The 15,741-nt window shown below is 47.0% G+C and carries 17 protein-coding genes; 5 read left to right on the top strand and 12 right to left on the bottom strand.

The window, feature by feature from the left end; genetic code table 11:
• Window positions 1-135 precede the first annotated feature (135 nt).
• From FME95_RS00405 to rpoE, 5 genes are all read right to left on the bottom strand, one after another.
• Window positions 136-1,476 carry a DegQ family serine endoprotease gene (locus FME95_RS00405; protein ID WP_246109293.1) on the bottom strand — a complete coding sequence of 447 codons (1,341 nt, stop codon included), beginning with the start codon at window positions 1,474-1,476 and terminating at the stop codon, window positions 136-138.
• Window positions 1,477-1,606: 130 nt separating this feature from the next.
• Window positions 1,607-2,086 carry a SoxR reducing system RseC family protein gene (locus FME95_RS00400; RefSeq protein ID WP_147711989.1) on the bottom strand — a complete coding sequence of 160 codons (480 nt, stop codon included), beginning with the start codon at window positions 2,084-2,086 and terminating at the stop codon, window positions 1,607-1,609.
• Between the two features lie 188 nt (window positions 2,087-2,274).
• Entirely contained in the window at window positions 2,275-3,243 is a 969-nt protein-coding gene (locus FME95_RS00395) for a MucB/RseB C-terminal domain-containing protein (protein WP_147711986.1), read from the bottom strand.
• Window positions 3,240-3,743, bottom strand: coding sequence for a sigma-E factor negative regulatory protein (locus FME95_RS00390; protein ID WP_147711983.1), 504 nt, complete (start codon window positions 3,741-3,743; stop codon window positions 3,240-3,242). The genes FME95_RS00395 and FME95_RS00390 overlap by 4 nt, the downstream gene beginning before the upstream one ends.
• 13 nt (window positions 3,744-3,756) lie before the next feature.
• Window positions 3,757-4,368, bottom strand: coding sequence for an RNA polymerase sigma factor RpoE (gene rpoE / locus FME95_RS00385; protein WP_147711980.1), 612 nt, complete (start codon window positions 4,366-4,368; stop codon window positions 3,757-3,759).
• 385 nt (window positions 4,369-4,753) lie between these two features.
• Here rpoE and nadB point away from each other — a divergent pair, with 385 nt between their 5' ends.
• Complete coding sequence (gene nadB, locus FME95_RS00380; protein WP_147711977.1) at window positions 4,754-6,361, top strand: L-aspartate oxidase; 1,608 nt, start codon at window positions 4,754-4,756, stop codon at window positions 6,359-6,361.
• Between the two features lie 66 nt (window positions 6,362-6,427).
• On the opposite strand, the gene FME95_RS00375 is transcribed toward nadB, so the two are convergent.
• Both FME95_RS00375 and FME95_RS00370 read right to left on the bottom strand, forming a co-directional pair.
• Entirely contained in the window at window positions 6,428-6,889 is a 462-nt protein-coding gene (locus FME95_RS00375; RefSeq protein WP_147711973.1) for a protein YgfX, read from the bottom strand.
• Complete coding sequence (locus FME95_RS00370) at window positions 6,873-7,199, bottom strand: FAD assembly factor SdhE (RefSeq protein ID WP_425468220.1); 327 nt, start codon at window positions 7,197-7,199, stop codon at window positions 6,873-6,875. The genes FME95_RS00375 and FME95_RS00370 overlap by 17 nt, the downstream gene beginning before the upstream one ends.
• A 196-nt stretch (window positions 7,200-7,395) precedes the next feature.
• Here FME95_RS00370 and ygfZ point away from each other — a divergent pair, with 196 nt between their 5' ends.
• Window positions 7,396-8,223, top strand: a complete 828-nt coding sequence (gene ygfZ / locus FME95_RS00365; RefSeq protein WP_147711970.1) for a CAF17-like 4Fe-4S cluster assembly/insertion protein YgfZ — start codon at window positions 7,396-7,398, stop codon at window positions 8,221-8,223.
• Between the two features lie 29 nt (window positions 8,224-8,252).
• Window positions 8,253-9,089: an HDOD domain-containing protein gene (locus FME95_RS00360; protein WP_147711967.1), complete on the top strand. Its 837-nt coding sequence runs from the start codon at window positions 8,253-8,255 to the stop codon at window positions 9,087-9,089.
• A gap of 22 nt (window positions 9,090-9,111) precedes the next feature.
• On the opposite strand, the gene FME95_RS00355 is transcribed toward FME95_RS00360, so the two are convergent.
• Window positions 9,112-9,375 carry a YkgJ family cysteine cluster protein gene (locus tag FME95_RS00355; RefSeq protein ID WP_147711964.1) on the bottom strand — a complete coding sequence of 88 codons (264 nt, stop codon included), beginning with the start codon at window positions 9,373-9,375 and terminating at the stop codon, window positions 9,112-9,114.
• Window positions 9,376-9,568: 193 nt separating this feature from the next.
• Here FME95_RS00355 and FME95_RS00350 point away from each other — a divergent pair, with 193 nt between their 5' ends.
• A complete protein-coding gene (locus FME95_RS00350; RefSeq protein ID WP_147711961.1) occupies window positions 9,569-10,336 on the top strand; it encodes an alpha/beta fold hydrolase in 768 nt (255 codons plus the stop codon).
• 27 nt (window positions 10,337-10,363) lie between these two features.
• Here the strand turns inward: FME95_RS00350 and FME95_RS00345 are convergent, their stop codons facing one another.
• From FME95_RS00345 to FME95_RS00335, 3 genes are all read right to left on the bottom strand, one after another.
• Window positions 10,364-11,443, bottom strand: coding sequence for a threonine aldolase family protein (locus FME95_RS00345; protein WP_147711958.1), 1,080 nt, complete (start codon window positions 11,441-11,443; stop codon window positions 10,364-10,366).
• A 459-nt stretch (window positions 11,444-11,902) separates the two neighbouring features.
• On the bottom strand, window positions 11,903-12,433 hold the full coding sequence (locus FME95_RS00340; protein WP_147711955.1) for a peroxiredoxin-like family protein: 531 nt from the start codon (window positions 12,431-12,433) through the stop codon (window positions 11,903-11,905).
• A 61-nt stretch (window positions 12,434-12,494) separates the two neighbouring features.
• On the bottom strand, window positions 12,495-13,058 hold the full coding sequence (locus FME95_RS00335; RefSeq protein WP_342783291.1) for an LOG family protein: 564 nt from the start codon (window positions 13,056-13,058) through the stop codon (window positions 12,495-12,497).
• 219 nt (window positions 13,059-13,277) lie between these two features.
• On the opposite strand from FME95_RS00335, the gene FME95_RS00330 reads away from it, so the two are divergent.
• On the top strand, window positions 13,278-14,198 hold the full coding sequence (locus FME95_RS00330) for a DMT family transporter (protein WP_147711952.1): 921 nt from the start codon (window positions 13,278-13,280) through the stop codon (window positions 14,196-14,198).
• On the opposite strand, the gene FME95_RS00325 is transcribed toward FME95_RS00330, so the two are convergent.
• Window positions 14,181-15,548 carry an MATE family efflux transporter gene (locus FME95_RS00325; protein ID WP_187265394.1) on the bottom strand — a complete coding sequence of 456 codons (1,368 nt, stop codon included), beginning with the start codon at window positions 15,546-15,548 and terminating at the stop codon, window positions 14,181-14,183. The genes FME95_RS00330 and FME95_RS00325 overlap by 18 nt on opposite strands.
• Window positions 15,549-15,741: the final 193 nt, after the last annotated feature.

Here is a 15,741-nt window from a genome sequence, read left to right as displayed (position 1 = left end):
GCGCCCTAACTCTACGGTATTGCTGTCTAACTCTCGCTGCTAAGCTAGACATCAACAGAATATTAAAAAGGAGCCTTTCGGCTCCTTTAAATCGAAGGCTGAAGCAGCGTTATAGCACGCTTACAGCCGAGTCTTTTAGTGGGTAGGTATCGCTAAATAAACGATGTTATTACCTCGCAGTATTCTTACCGCAACCGCGCCATTCTCGGGTAGATTGGAGACAATCTTGTCGAAATCGGCCTTGCTGGCAATAAAGCGATTACGCAACATGGTAATGATGTCGCCCTTACGCATGCCGGCACGCTGCGCTGGACCTGAAAAGACTTCTTCAACTCGAACACCATTGTCGTTGTCGATATCGGTAACAACGATGTTAAACGGATTATCAGACTGATTCTGTGGTGCCTGCACTTGCGCGACCTGAGTCTCTTCTAGTGCGCCAATCTCAACCGTCAGTTTTCGCTCTTTACCGTCACGAATCACCGTAACAGCGGTTTTATCACCCGGACTGAAAGCGCCAATCAACGGTGGCACATCCGCATAGCGACGAACCTTATGACCATCGATGGCGATAATGACATCATCCGCTTGCAAACCTGCATCCGCCGCAGGGCTGTTTGGGAACACCCGTGCAACCAAAGCGCCTTCGGCTCGCTCTAAGCCCAATGAACGGGCCAGTGCAGGATCTTGGTTAAACGGAGGATACATCTCAACACCTAACCAGCCGCGCTGTACCGTACCGGTTTCTTGCAGTTGCTTGGCGACCTTCATAGCGATGTTAATCGGAATGGCAAAGGAGACGCCCATAAAGCCGCCCGAGCGAGTATAGATTTGCGAGTTAATACCAACGACTTCGCCATCCATATTAAACAGAGGGCCACCAGAGTTACCTGGGTTAATAGCTACATCGGTTTGGATAAAGGGCACATAACGATCCGAACCGCCTAATGCTCGACCTTTAGCACTAACAATGCCTGCGGTGACGCTGTATTCAAAATCAAAGGGTGAGCCAATAGCTAGCACCCACTCACCAACTTTCAGCGCGTCACTGTCGCCAAACGAAACAACCGGCAAACCCTTAGCATCGACTTTGAGTACAGCGATATCGGAGCCTGGGTCGGTACCAATAATCTCGGCGTCGTAGACATCACCATTGGTCATTCGCACCGAAACGCTGTCGGCACCGTTAACCACATGATTGTTGGTCAAAACATAACCATCTGAAGAAATAATAAAGCCAGAGCCTAAGCCTTGACTGGGTTGAGGGCTGCGAAACTCGAAATCTTCAGGCAATTCGTCGCCAAAAAAATAACGGAACAATTCAGGTAGCTGTTCAGACTCTGCTGAACTGACCGAACTGGCTTTAGATTCGGTGACAATTTTAACCACCGAACCCGAGTTGTCCTCAACTAACTCGGTAAAATCAGGCAAGCTAATACTTGCCGCATTGGCGACCGTAGTGGTTACAAAAGCCAAACAAATCGCCCAAGATAATAAAAAATACTTTCTCATCCGACTCTTCTCTCCAACGCAATGAGCATTTCACGGCTACAGACTACGGCGCATTTCGCCCAGAAGCTCGCCATTTACGACGGTTTTACAAGGATTACAGAGATGTTGACTCGATGACATCAACGCCTTTACTGGCGGGGTACGTTCGTATAATTTGCGGTACAAGCTGATGACTGTTTGTTAACGTTAGCCGAGATAAAAAGACATAACCTAAGCCCATCGCAGAGACAAAAAACAGCAATTGCAGCAGTTCGTGTTGACCAAATAAATAGCCCATCACCAAGCCAAACAAACCAAATAACAATGGCAACAGATACACCAATAACGCAACTCGGCTGACCGTATCTGGGTGCATTTCTAGCTCAACAACATCGCCAACCATGGCACTGAAACCCTTGGTAGGAACCTTGAAGTGATTTTTAGCTTGCTGTGTCTGGGCATCGCCCCATTCAGACAATACCGCCTGACCACAACCCTGGCGCGCTTGGCAGCTTTTACAGGCAGAAGTACGCACTACTGCGACAATAAAATTATCTGCTTCAACCGAGACGACGGTGCCTTGTTCTTTGATCATAACTATTGAGACTCAATGAATTAGAAATGACTTACGGTCTAATGTAGAAATTACTTTGTTAGCCCTATAAAAGACTAATGAGAGCAGTTAGATCTACGACTCACCGTATAATTCAACTGCTAATGATAGGGGCTGTTGTTACAGTTTCAACAAATTATCACCGCGCAACAGCCCTATTGTGGTTTGGTTTATAGATCCCAAGCCTCGATGTGTATGTTACTGGCAACTTGCCGAGCCGTGGCTTCCGGGACTTCTCCTAACACGGTAATGGCATAGCCAGCTTTATCCAGCATGACGGCAGTGGTTGCGCCCATTTTAGCGATCGCACTTTCACCCTTCATCGCTACGCCCTTTTCGACAAACACGGAGAAGCTGGTAAAGCCATCCGAATAATTACGCATTTCAGTCCATTTTTCTGCCTGCATACCAGCATGAGCACGTGCTAGCTCAAAGCCTTCTGGCAGCCAAGACAGGGTAGAACTAAAGTCGTTATCGGTATCACCCTTTGGTTTTTTATTGAGCGATATCACCTGTTGACGATCTGAAACTAACGCTAAGGTAGAACGCAGCTCTTGATCTGCAATATCGACATCGATTTCTATGCGAGTAAAGCGAAATTGTTCAACGACCTGACCCTTTTGGTCGATCATTTCTGACTGCAACAACAGACCGGTTTTTTGTTCTAACCAAAGCTTATGGCTAAAGCGCCAGTCATCGCCGGTTAACACAACCACTCGCGTAATGTAGCCCGCCACTCGCTCTTCGTTTTGTACCGAAGCGCTGTAATTACCACTAATCCGTTCAACATCGAGCTTGGCAACCTTTGAAAACGGCGCTGCCGGTATGGCATGACTGACAGCTGAGCTACTGCCTTCTGGGTAGTAGCAAATCAGCTCGTCACCTGTACGTAGCACTTCTATCATGTCGCCATCGAGCTGCTGCAATAGCTCAGTCATCGAGCCATCTTTATAACGATGCACAACACTGTAGGCGCTCAATTCATCACCGCGACGATGCACAAACTCACCGCGGTAATCGGTAAACTGCACCGCCTGTCGCATCTGCTCCAGCCATTGCCACTGCATAGCGCCAGCCCATGATGCAAGCAGACTTAACGCTACACTAACGCAGGCCGCTCGGCACATCGCTAAGCTCATTCTGCGTCAGTCTCCTGCCAATTCATCTGCGATGGCACAATCACATGACCTGTCGTAAAGGACGCCTGCTCGGCATGTTCACGTAAATAAAGCTCCAATCGTTGCTGTGCTTCTAAAGTCTGTTCTGCCAACTGAGTCGAGTTGGTATCAACCGGTGCGTCTATTTGCACTAACGGTAACTCTGTTGTCTGCTGTGTTTGCATGACACCAAAAGCCGCCACAACAACGCTAGCAACCGCAGCGGCAACCGCGCCTTGGAATAAACGCTGCGACCATGGCTTAGCAGTTTCTGTGACTGTTTCGTTAGGCTGCTCGACATCACTCAAGGCTAATGCCGCATCAACCAACGTCTCGCCCTGTGCTACGGCTTGGGTTTTAGATAACTCATGCCACTGCTGCAGTTTTTCTGGGTGTTCATCCAACTCGTTTAACATTCGTTGAATGTCTAATTCACTGGCTTCTCCATCGAGAAACGCAGAAAAAGATTCATTTGCTTTCATATTCATAAGCACCTCAAATCGCATGTGATGATTCTGTGCGATCAGAATCTGTTAATAAATGTTTTAATTCTGTTTCGATAACTTCTCTGGCTCGGAAGATTCGCGACCGCACCGTACCAATCGGCGTATCCATAATGTCGGAAATTTCTTGGTAACTGCGATCTTCAAACTCACGCAAAGTAATGGCAACACGCAAGTCATCCGGCAAGTCGGCAATGGTTTTTTGCAATTGACGATCCAGCTGATTTTTTGCAAGCAAGTTGTCGGGCGTATCGTAATCGCGCAAATGCTCAGGCGTATCGATCTTCACCACCTCATCGATGTCTTTACCGCGATAACTCGGCTTACGACCCATCGACTCCAAATGATTTTTGGCCGTATTAGTCGCAATGCGATACATCCAGGTAAAAAAACCAGCATCACCGCGAAAACCGCCAATGGCTCGGTAGGCTTTAATGAACGAATCCTGCACCAGATCTTCAATAATATCTTGCTCGCTGACATACTTTGCCACGACCGAAGCCACCTTGTGCTGATACTTCAGCACCAATAGGTCAAACGCTCGTGAATCGCCGCCTTGGGCACGCTGCACCAAGAGCAGGTCGGCATCCGCTGTTCGTTCCATAAACCCTCCTAAGCCTTATGGTCGTTAAATTCTAATCGACTAGATTTGTTACTAGCTCAGATTAAAGATGTCGATAAAAGTTCCCTAAACTCACCGAAATAGCCGATTTATCCCACCATTATACGGATTCTATCGCCAGACTCATCTTCTGACATGGTTAGAACCAGCAAAACACCTAAGCAAAAACGACGCGATAACAGAAAACCAATCAAGTAAGCTAAAAAACCGCAAATATAAAAACCGGTAAACCTTAATTGACCTGCGTTGCTCTTCAGCGTTGGTTAGTGGTTTGGGAATCAGGTTTCACTCGAGTCAACGAGCATTAGCAGTTACCATATTGGCTTAACTGTATTTTTTGATTCAATCTCGACCAAAAGGGTTTTCTATGTCCGTTCGCCTTTCAACCGATGTTTTGATTATTGGCACAGGCGCAGCCGGTTTAACCGCTGCTCTGAGTTTACCCAAAACAATGCATGTTTTAGTTTTGTGCAAGGGTGAATTAGGCGGCGGCTCGACCGCTTGGGCACAAGGCGGTGTCGCTGGCGTGTTAGACGAAGTCGACTCGGTCGATCAGCATGTCCAAGATACCCTTACCGCGGGTGCAGGCCTGTGTGACCCAAAAGCTGTGCGCTACACCATTGAACGCTCGACCGATGCGCTACATTGGCTTATTGACCAAGGCGTACCCTTTACTCGTGCCGACGGCTCAGGCATTGAGTTCCACCTCACTCGAGAAGGTGGCCACAGCCAGCGACGTATTATTCATGCTGCCGATGCCACCGGGCTTGCTATTTCTAACACCTTGATCGAAAAAGTTCGCCAAGCGCCGAACATCCAGCTGCTAGAAAACCACATTGCTATTGACCTCATTACCACCGAAAAACTGGAAGGCGATGCCCAACCGAATCGTTGTGTTGGTGCTTATGTGCTGAACAGCAAGAGCGACGAAGCTGTAACGATTGGCAGTAAATTCACCATGCTCGCCACTGGCGGCGCCAGCAAAGCTTACCTATTTACCTCCAACCCAGATGGCGCGACCGGTGATGGTATTGCTATGGCTTGGCGTGCAGGCTGTCGTGTGGTGAATATGGAATTCAACCAATTTCACCCGACCTGCCTGTTCCACCCAAAGGCCAAATCCTTTTTGATTTCTGAAGCATTGCGCGGCGAAGGCGGCCTGCTGAAATTACCAAACGGCGAACGCTTTATGCACAAGTTTGATGAGCGCGCTGAATTAGCGCCACGCGATATTGTTGCTCGCGCCATCGACCACGAAATGAAGCGCCTCGGTGCCGATAATCTATTTTTAGATATCTCTCATAAGTCACCGGAATTTATCAAAGAACACTTCCCAACCATTTATCAGCGCTGCCTAAGTTACGGTTACGACATCACCAAAGAGCCGATTCCGATTGTTCCGGCAGCTCATTACACCTGCGGCGGTTTACGCATCGATGAAAACGGCGCTACCGACATTGCCGGACTGTACGCTGCAGGCGAATGCACTTATACCGGCTTACACGGCGCTAATCGCCTCGCCTCTAATTCATTATTAGAGTGCATTGTTTACGCCCAAGCCGTGGCTCGACACATCACTCAAAGTGATGAACCTCAATATGCGCCAGATAAACTGCCGCTGTGGGATGAGTCGCGTGTTTCAGATTCGGACGAAAAGGTGGTCATTACCCATAACTGGGATGAGCTGCGCCGCTTTATGTGGGACTACGTCGGCATTGTGCGTACCGACAAACGCCTAGAGCGCGCCAAACGTCGCGTGCAGCTGCTTAAGCAAGAAATCAGCGAGTACTATTCCAACTTTAAAATCACCGCCGACTTACTGGAGCTGCGCAATCTGGTGGCAGTCGCCGAACTGATCATTGAGTCTGCGATGGCACGCAAAGAAAGCCGAGGTTTGCACTATACCCGCAGCCATCCGGTGACCAGTGATCGCGTTGAAATCACCGTACTGTCGCCTAAAAAAGCTGAATCCTAAGGTTTAGGTTTTGCACTTTAGCGCCGAGCAACAAAACGCTAAAGGCTTTTGGTTGAGTTACCTTGATTAATCACGACTATCGAACGGTTGAGACGACGCATCATCCGCTGACTGCCGCAGTGAATGGCTGGCAACCAGATAGGCCATGTTCAGTGCACGCCAACTCGAATCACTGACGCTATCACGCCAAATAATAAGATCCAGCCGTTCGTTAGCCTCTTGCTGACTGAGCAATTGAAAATAGACAAAAAAGCTAGAACGACGCCCTTCGCCTTGCCATTCATAGCTGTGCCGTTGGTTGTCGACATCCCAAACAACCAAAGTCTCAGCTTCAAACAATAGCCTGCGAACATCAACGTGCGCCAACATATGCCAAGCGCCAAGCCAACCGACGAGTGGCGCTATCACCACAAACCAACGCTGCTGAAAGACGAATACCAGTACCGTAGCCACCAATAGGCTGATCAGCGCAAGTAACCACCAGCGCCAGCGCGAAGGCGTAACGCTCAGCTCAACCCTGACGGGCATGCGCCAAAATGACCTCAACCATGCGTTGGATCTCATCGTCCGGCGAACGTGACTTCTCCATGAACCAATTGAATAGATCCTGATCTTCACAATCGATGAGTCGTCGATAGACCGCCTTATCGGTTTCATTCAGTTGCATAAAATGATTTTCAGTAAAAGGCAGCAATAGAACATCCAGCTCCAACATGCCTCGTCGGCTATGCCAAGTCAGCCGACGTAACTCCTGCTGAGCTAATTCTTGTGCACTCATGGCAGCTTGATTATCCGATGAAAGCTGTGCACTGTCGTTTTGGTTTTTATTTTGTTCCACTTTTAATTACTCTTTTCAGTCTTATTATGAGTTGATCGTTTAATGCTGACTGTTGCAATCTATCTGTTTTGTTGCAACCTATTTTAACTATGAACAGATGTCCAAACTCTAACGCTTGAACAGCGTTACAGTAAACATTGCCGCACCTTACGCGCAGCCGACTAGGTAAATACATTCAATTAGGTAACTACATCCAATGACGCTTTATGATCTCAACACTCTTGGTTTTTTAACCGTACAGGGCAAAGATGCTGTTAAGTTTTTGCAAGGTCAATGCACGCAGGATATCAGCCAGCTAAAACAAGGCATAGCCACCGCAGGTGCTTTCTGTACCGCAAAAGGGCGAGCTATCACCAATGTTTGGCTGGTTAAACCAGAACAGGATGATTGTATCCATATGCTTTGCGCTGCAAACAGTGCTGAGCCATTACTTAACCATTTAAAAAAATACATTCCTTTTTTTCGCGGCACCACCATGACCGACAACAGCGAGCAATTCAAACTTATTGGTCACGCCAGTACTGATGACTCTAGTCTTGGTGAAATAAAAGCTCTCTTCCAAGCTCAACTACCCGATGAACGTATCATCATTGCTGTCGAAAACCATAGCGAGCAGCTCGCAACGCTCAATTTACAAGCCAGCCTTTGGTGGCAACAACAAGACATTTATCAGCAGGTTTTATGGCTGAACAGTGATCAGGTTGAGCGATTTATTCCTCAAAACTTTAGCCTCGACGACTTAGACGGTATCTCCTACAAAAAGGGCTGCTATACCGGTCAAGAAGTGGTGGCGCGATTACATTTTAAAGGTCAATCCAGAAAACATCTGTACCGAATTAGCTGGCCGACTATAGAAAATAAAACAGATGCCGATATTTATACTGAAGCAGGCGTCGCTGGCACTATTGTTCAAGAAACGATCGACGCTGATCAAACTATCGCCTTAGCCGTATTATCCGATAGAAATCTAGAGCAACTCTATGCCGATAATGAACGACGAGTTGCCGTAACATTGCTAGACTAAAAACCATAACTTAAATTTCAGGCAGCAACATGAGCGATATAGTAGACACAGTTTTAGATGATCTCGTTAAATTATTAAAAAAAGATCAGATTAAATTACCTAGCCTGCCTGAAGTTGCCATGCAAGTTAAAGAGATCGCGGAAAACAAAACCTCAACTGTGTTCCAGCTCAATGAAGCCATTAGTGGTGACCCCGCCTTATCTGCTCGTCTTATTCAGATCGTCAACAGCCCGCTGTTTAGAGCGGCTCAAGATGTCAAAGACTTACCGATGGCGATCAGCCGATTAGGCATTACTTATTCATCTAACCTGGCTATTGGTTTGGCAATGGAGCAGATGTTCAAGGCCAATAACAAGATGGTAGAAATGCGCATGCGCGAACTCTGGCTGCTCATCACACAGGTATCTTCATGGGCATCAGTTTTGGCGATTCATACCAAGTCTATTCCGCCTGATGAAGCCATGCTGGCAGGCTTAGTCCATCGTATTGGTGCCCTACCGGTATTGACCTATGCTGAAATGAAATCAGAACTCATCGATCACAATGGCGTACTCGGTCGAGTTATTGACCGCATTCACGGCCCATTAGGGACTGCTATTTTAGAGCGCTGGGATTTTACTGAGAACCTAACTCAAGTGCCAAAGCTGTACCGAAAAATCGACCGTAAAATCGAAAAGCCGGATTACGCTGGCATCATTACACTGGCGAACCTAGTTAACGCTCGACACAAAAATATGGGCTGGGGTAATGTCGATTGGCAAACCGTACCGATGTTTAAAACTTTCGGTTTACCTGACGATAAAGAAGATATTTTGTGGGAAGAGTTGGCCGATAAAGTGAATGAGCAAAGCTCTTGGCGAATGTAAGTTTCATTTCGCCGACCATCTTTTATTTAAATGATTCAGCCTCGATGCCTTCCATTGTTAGCATAATAACTAACGCCTGCTCTTTTGATTCACCACAAAAATCAACTTCTGGCACAAATTGCGCGCAGACTTTTGGCCGCCTTGGATCTGCAAACAACTGACACCTCATTTGACGATCTAAATGAATACAGGCAACACCTGCGGGCTTGCCGTGCGGCATTCCATAAAAGGGTTTATTGATTGACGGTGCTATACAGCAAGCGCCACATTGTTCGCGACATTCCATCTTTTAGACTCTGTTTATCAGGCTGGCGTTCTCAAGGCTGATTGACTAATGGTTGGTAAAATAACCGGCTGATTGACTGGCAGCCATTATAGCCCAGTCTGGCCAAGGGGTGTTACGAGTGACAATCGTTATGCTAGATTTTGTCAAACTGGCTCGTTAAACTGCGCCGCTCACTCTGTTGGATTCGATACCCATGTTACATACAGAAACGCTCGGCAATGGCCCGGATATTATTTTTTTACACGGTTTATTTGGTGCAGGTGATAATTGGCGCACCGTCGGCCGTGCCTTAAGTGAACAGTATCGAGTCCACCTTATCGACCTCCCTAATCATGGCCGATCGGACTGGTTAGAAGAACCTGAACTTGAAAATCTCGCCAGCATTATTAATCAGTGGATTAGCGACAATAACATCCAACATTACAACCTACTCGGCCATTCGATGGGCGGTAAGGTAGCAATGCAGATGGCGCTCAATGCTCATCCTGGTGTGATGGAAAAACTGGTCGTAGTCGACATCTCACCAAAAGAGTATCCAAAACACCATCAGGCAATTTTTAAAGCGCTTCACGAGACCGACCTGTCGCAAATGAAAGATCGTAAGTCCGTCGATGATGCTATTGCGCATCTCGTTACAGATACAGGTGTTAGGCAGTTTTTATTAAAAAGCCTCTACAAAAAAGAAGGGCAACTCGCTTGGCGATTTAATTTCAAAACCCTAGAAGAGAAATATCAAGCCGTCGCCGATGCACCAACCAGCAGCCAAACCTACGACCAGCCAACGCTATTTATTAAAGGTATGAACAGCCATTATATTAGCGAACAAGACCGAGAATTAATTCTCAGTCTATTTCCAAACGCTCAAGCTAAAATTATCGAAGGTGCGGGCCATTGGCCGCATGCCGAAAAACCCGCTGCTTTCTTAAAAATATTAAGCGACTTTTTAGCACAGAGCACCTAAGCGCGCTCACGTTTAATAATTGAACGGTTAAACCTTGGCTGTCTTTTCGGCGGCCTGATGAAAACAAGTCACCAACTCGGTAATCTGCTCGGATGTCGAGTTGAACGAACAAACAAAACGCACCGCCTCTTCCTCTTCACTCAGCTGAAATGTCTCAGGCAATAAATTTGTTGGCCAGCCATAAAAAACAGCACCCATTATTCGCGCCTGTTGCGCTAATTTTTTTGGCATCACCATAAACAACTCGTTTCCTTGCACCGGCCAAATGGTTCTCAGCGATGGTAACTTAGCCAATGCTTGCTCAAGCTCTGCGGCCATCGCATTGGCATGCTGAGCCAGCTCCAGCCAGTGATTATTTTCTAACCATGCACAAAATTGAACGCCCAAAAATCGACTTTTCGAAATCAAATGTCCTGAACGTTTTCGTTGAGCAACAAAATTTTTCGCCAATTCTTTATTGAAAAACACCACCGCTTCTGCTGCTAAGGCACCGTTTTTAGTCGCGCCTAAACATAAAACATCGACTCCGGCCTTCCAACTGATGTCGGCAGGTTTACAGCCTAGCGACGCCACTGCATTAGCAAACCGAGCGCCGTCCATATGAACAGTCAAGCCATGCTGATGAGCCAATTCAGTCAGCGCTTTAATCTCATCAATCGAATAAATTTGCCCCGATTCGTTCTGTTGGGTCAACGACAGCACCCCTGGCTCAGCATTGTGAGGAGGATGAGCGGCGCCCTGCTGCAAGTGATTTGCTAGCGAAGCTGCCGACAGTTTAGCCTGTTTCGCATCTAGGCCGATAAGGCGAGCACCCTGAGTAAAAAATTCTGGAGCAGTCAATTCATCATTAATGATATGCGCTTGTCCATGACACAAAATAGTTTGCCAAGGTGATGCCATGCAGGCTAACGCTAAACAGTTTGCTGCTGTGCCGGTTGAGACAAAAAACACCTCTGCTTCTATTTCAAAAATCTGCTGAATAAGCTGCGTTGCTTTTAGGCTCCAGTCATCATCGCCATAAGCGGCGCTATTGCCCTGATTCGCTGCAACCAGCGCCTGTAAAATAACCTCTGAAGCGCCTGCCTGATTGTCACTGCCAAAATACACGTTCAATGCTCCCTTAAGTTACGGTGATCTAAGTTACTGCGGTCTAAGTTACTGTGATTAGGTTAAGAATTGCTTTAAGGGTTACTTTAAGTTGCACGGCTTTAAACTGCCACCCTAAGCCAACCTCAATCGATCACCGATTGAGCGGCACCAATTACGATCATCATCACAAATCATCGCGCATAACTGGTGCGAAGAACGTGACCTTGCATTCAAGATTTGCAACACCTAAAGCTAAAACTCTTTTAAATCAGTAGCTTAGAATAATTGGCATAGCCTTCGCTATAAAGAATTATCGCAAAGCGAATTACCCCTCGTAATTAGCTTTGCGATGAACACTGTGATTTGCGTATCGAGCATTCGCGCTCTCAGGATATTCCTGAGAGCGCTTTTTTTTGCCTGCAATATTTGAATCGCTGGCGACTTAGTTAAGAGTTTAAGTTGCTTCGAAGTGCCAACTCAAACATAGGTGCCGCGTATTGGGTAATTGCTTTCTGGTTTACGAATAAAGGCAATGCCTGCAGCCAAGCCTGCCAAATCAGGGCGTAAAAACGGCGCATTAGAAATATCCACCAGCTGTACTTGGCCATCAGCATTAATCACAAATAAACCTGGCTCGGCAAACGGCGCATCGGTTTCTGCCGCTGAGCGTGGGTTAGAAATATACAAACCTAAACTCTGCATTTGCTCAATGGTTAAGCCATACGCCACTGGGAATGTTGGTTCAATTACCTCCATGTGCGCTGCTGCTTTTTCCTGCGTATCGGAAGAGACGGCAATGACATCAACATTCTGAGCATGAAATTCAGGCAATAGTTCATTTAGCGTTTTAAGATAACCCGTACATTTTGGGCAATGCTTACCACGATAAACAACCACCAAACGCCAATCGTAAGGCTTTGTTGCCTGCGCAAGCGAAGTATGACCGCCGCCTAACAAAGCGACCTCTATATTTGGAAAAACCGCACCAGCGGCAAGTTTCTGTTGCATTACATGTCCTCGTTCAATAAATCGATGTCAGCTTCGGACAAAACAAAACCCAATAAAGTTCCTAGCTCCACTTAATGGTTGGGGGTTGATAAGCCTTAAGCTCTGTCACCAAGGTTTGGGCGTCGTTGGTTTTAATCAACATCTGTTCATAGATTGGTTTTGTAAAACCGGCGCTGACCATTTGCTCGATCATTCGAAACAACGGTTCGTAATAGTTATTGATATTAAAAAATGCGCAGGGCTTTTTATGTAACCCTAACTGCGCCCAGGTCCAAACTTCAAAAATTTCTTCCAGCGTGCCCGCCCCTCCAGGCAACGCAATGAAGGCATCAGCCATATCAGCCATCGCCGCTTTTCGCTCGTGCATATCTGCCACAACGGTAAGTTCAGTTAAGCCTTTATGTGCTAATTCTTTTTCTGCTAGGTGCTCAGGCATCACGCCATAAACATTTGCGTCACTGGCTAAAAATGCATCAGCGATGGTACCCATTAGACCAACATCGCCACCACCGTAAACTAGATCGAACCCTTGCTTGGCCAAAAATGTCCCAAGCGCCGTCGTTTGTTGCTGGTAACTCACGTCCTCACCAGAGGCCGAACCACAGTAAATAGCGACTTTCATCATTCACTCACTCTCAATGTCTGTTAATAGAATGCTCACCAAGGCTATTAAATCATTTAACTTGCGTCAGGATAACCGCTTTTGTATTGCGTTAACCAAGCTGCCACTTAGCTTCCGTGCAGACAAATACAGCCTGTACAGCGAGGCTAAATCAGCGCTTGATGGTGTAACGACTGCAAGATAAGATGCGCGTCTTTTTTGACGCGATTACAAGGAACAGCCATGCCATTCGCGGAACTCTCTGGCTTAGGTGCCGCCATCTGCTGGACGCTGTCGAGCTTGCTCGCGCCACGCATTATTGGCCGCTTTGGTACCATTCGCTTCAATACCTTTAGGATCACCATTGCCGGGGTTATTTTAGTCGCCATCTGCCTTGCCAGTAATCGCTTCGATGCCCTACTTTGGCAACACAGCAGCGCCATTATTCTTTCCGGTATTGTGGGGATTTTTCTTGGCGATACCTTTTTATTTAGCGCAGTGCATCGTTTAGGGCCAAGACGTGCGGGTGTGCTGTTCACCATGAACGCGCCAATGTCGATCTTACTAGGCTGGCTTTTTCTCAACGAACAACTTTCTTTATTGCAGCTGTTTGCATGCAGCCTAGTACTTAGCGGTGTCATCATTGCCATCCTATTTGGCAAACAGGATAACCCTCATCATTGGGAACAAACCAAAGGTCGGCTCAGCGTTGGTATTATGCTGGCGTTAGGTGGCGCACTCGGGCAAGCCGTTGGTGCTCTGCTAAGTAAGCCAGCATTACTGGCTGGTGTTGATGCCATTGCAGTTGCGACTCTAAGGGTTGCAACCGCATCTGTTGCTCTGCTCGTGGCTTATGTGCTGTTTTATCTGCCAGCTATAAAACGCCGCAAAGAGACAACACCTCGACCAGCCTTTTGGCAAATCCCACTGATCGATTACCTAGGTTTGGCTCTCATGGCGACGTTAGGTATGGTGATTGGCATGAGCCTGTTAGTTTGGGGAATAGGCAACGCTCATATCGGCATTGTCACAACCCTTTCGGCAGTGGTGCCGGTACTCGTCTTGCCAGCCTTATGGCTAACCACAGGACAGCGCCCTGCCCTTGGCGCTTGGCTTGGCGCAACTCTTTTGGTCATTGGTGCGGCGTTAATTATCTGGCACTAATGTAGGCTCGTCGGCGTAGCTATTTAGCCGACGCTCTAAGGTCATGCGGAACGAGTAAAGCTTGATCATTTCGTCGAACAGAATCACACCAAAAACCAAAAACAACGGTGCTTGCAAATACACCAGCAAAGCACAGAGTGGAATGCAGATCACCCACTGAGTTAATAGGTTGATGCGCACAATCATGTAGCTATCGCCCATCGCTCGGATCATATTGCCACAAAACATATTATTGGTTCTAAACAGCGGCAACAAAATATAGATCGGCGCGATAATCGCCAACGCCGATAAGGTTTGTGGCGATAAGTTGGGGTAAATCATCGGCATCGAGACACTCAAGAAAAAGAATCCCAATGCTATAAATAATGAAATCACCCGAGTGACAAACAACGACTGATAAACAAACGGCGGAATCGATAGATAATCCTTTTTGCCTAACGATTGACTCACCATAATGGTACTGGCCTGCGCCCAAGTATTGGCAAACATAGAACCAATTTTAATCCACGGCAGCACTAATGTGATCGCTGCATAAGAAGGCAAAGGCAGCTGGGCAAAAATCACCTGAAACAGCAATAAGCCAACCAACAAAACAATAAAGTTAGACACAATAGGTACAACTTCTTTAACGTGCTCCACCACCGCCAAACGATTCACCACACTAAAGCCACTCACAAAGCCCTGCCGTTTTTCTCGGTAAAGCCGATAAGCCAAGTAGACAAACCGAATCACGATAGCGATGACACTGCCTAAGGCGGCTCCAGCTAAGCCAAGCTTTGGCATGCCCAATAAGCCATTAATAAACACAAAGCTTGCTAACACATTGGTGGGGATTTCAATCATAAAGCCGTACATCGGAATGCGCGTTTTTTTGTTGGCGTTAAAATAAGACACCATGACGCTCGAAGCCGAAGCAAAAAGCAGCAGAATAAGCGACACCAAAATATAGGCTAACGCTTCGTCTGCCACGGCATCGTTGCCTGCAATGCGCGCAACCACAGCCGAGCCACCCGTTAATAGCGCCAACAACGCCGTACTGGAAAAACTTAAATTACAAATCCAGCCTGCGGCAACGGCCAAGCCAACTTTACGTTGGTCACCTGCACCGGCAGCCCGCGACAAGACCAACTGAGAGCCATTAGCAATAGCCGCCTGAATGCCGATAACAAAAGAAATAATCGCGCCTGCAATACCAAAGGCGGCAATCGATACTTCGCCCAGCGGCGCGATCAATAATAGGTCGATAATCGTGACTGACTGCATCAATAAAGAGTTGCATGTCATCGGCCATGCCAACGACGCATTTTGCAGAAAGCTGGTTCTGGAAAAATAGAGTTTAGGTTTTGCCATGCTCATTCTTATTGTTGTACTCAGTGGCACTTGGCGAGCGAATAAAAATACACTGCAACAGAGATTATATTGCTCATAGGCCGCAGCCAGCTGATGTTACTTTGATTATTGGTTTTACAACTTTGCTGGTTTTATCGTTTTGTTGTTTTTATATTTTTTATGCAACGACTGGCTGATTCAGCTATTAGTAAAA

Source organism: Reinekea thalattae, assembly GCF_008041945.1.
GTDB classification, from domain to species: Bacteria; Pseudomonadota; Gammaproteobacteria; order Pseudomonadales; family Natronospirillaceae; genus Reinekea; species Reinekea thalattae.
This window is presented reverse-complemented; position numbering and strand designations above follow the sequence as displayed.

Bases quoted from the DNA above. Each gene is read 5' to 3' on its own strand.
- FME95_RS00400 (WP_147711989.1), bottom strand. From the start codon at position 2,086: ATGATCAAAGAACAAGGCACCGTCGTCTCGGTTGAAGCAGATAATTTT.
- FME95_RS00395 (WP_147711986.1), bottom strand. From the start codon at position 3,243: ATGAGCTTAGCGATGTGCCGAGCGGCCTGCGTTAGTGTAGCGTTAAGT.
- FME95_RS00390 (WP_147711983.1), bottom strand. From the start codon at position 3,743: ATGAAAGCAAATGAATCTTTTTCTGCGTTTCTCGATGGAGAAGCCAGT.
- rpoE (WP_147711980.1), bottom strand. From the start codon at position 4,368: ATGGAACGAACAGCGGATGCCGACCTGCTCTTGGTGCAGCGTGCCCAA.
- nadB (WP_147711977.1), top strand. From the start codon at position 4,754: ATGTCCGTTCGCCTTTCAACCGATGTTTTGATTATTGGCACAGGCGCA.
- FME95_RS00375 (WP_147711973.1), bottom strand. From the start codon at position 6,889: ATGCCCGTCAGGGTTGAGCTGAGCGTTACGCCTTCGCGCTGGCGCTGG.
- ygfZ (WP_147711970.1), top strand. From the start codon at position 7,396: ATGACGCTTTATGATCTCAACACTCTTGGTTTTTTAACCGTACAGGGC.
- FME95_RS00360 (WP_147711967.1), top strand. From the start codon at position 8,253: ATGAGCGATATAGTAGACACAGTTTTAGATGATCTCGTTAAATTATTA.
- FME95_RS00355 (WP_147711964.1), bottom strand. From the start codon at position 9,375: ATGGAATGTCGCGAACAATGTGGCGCTTGCTGTATAGCACCGTCAATC.
- FME95_RS00350 (WP_147711961.1), top strand. From the start codon at position 9,569: ATGTTACATACAGAAACGCTCGGCAATGGCCCGGATATTATTTTTTTA.
- FME95_RS00340 (WP_147711955.1), bottom strand. From the start codon at position 12,433: ATGCAACAGAAACTTGCCGCTGGTGCGGTTTTTCCAAATATAGAGGTC.
- FME95_RS00335 (WP_342783291.1), bottom strand. From the start codon at position 13,058: ATGATGAAAGTCGCTATTTACTGTGGTTCGGCCTCTGGTGAGGACGTG.
- FME95_RS00330 (WP_147711952.1), top strand. From the start codon at position 13,278: ATGCCATTCGCGGAACTCTCTGGCTTAGGTGCCGCCATCTGCTGGACG.
- FME95_RS00325 (WP_187265394.1), bottom strand. From the start codon at position 15,548: ATGGCAAAACCTAAACTCTATTTTTCCAGAACCAGCTTTCTGCAAAAT.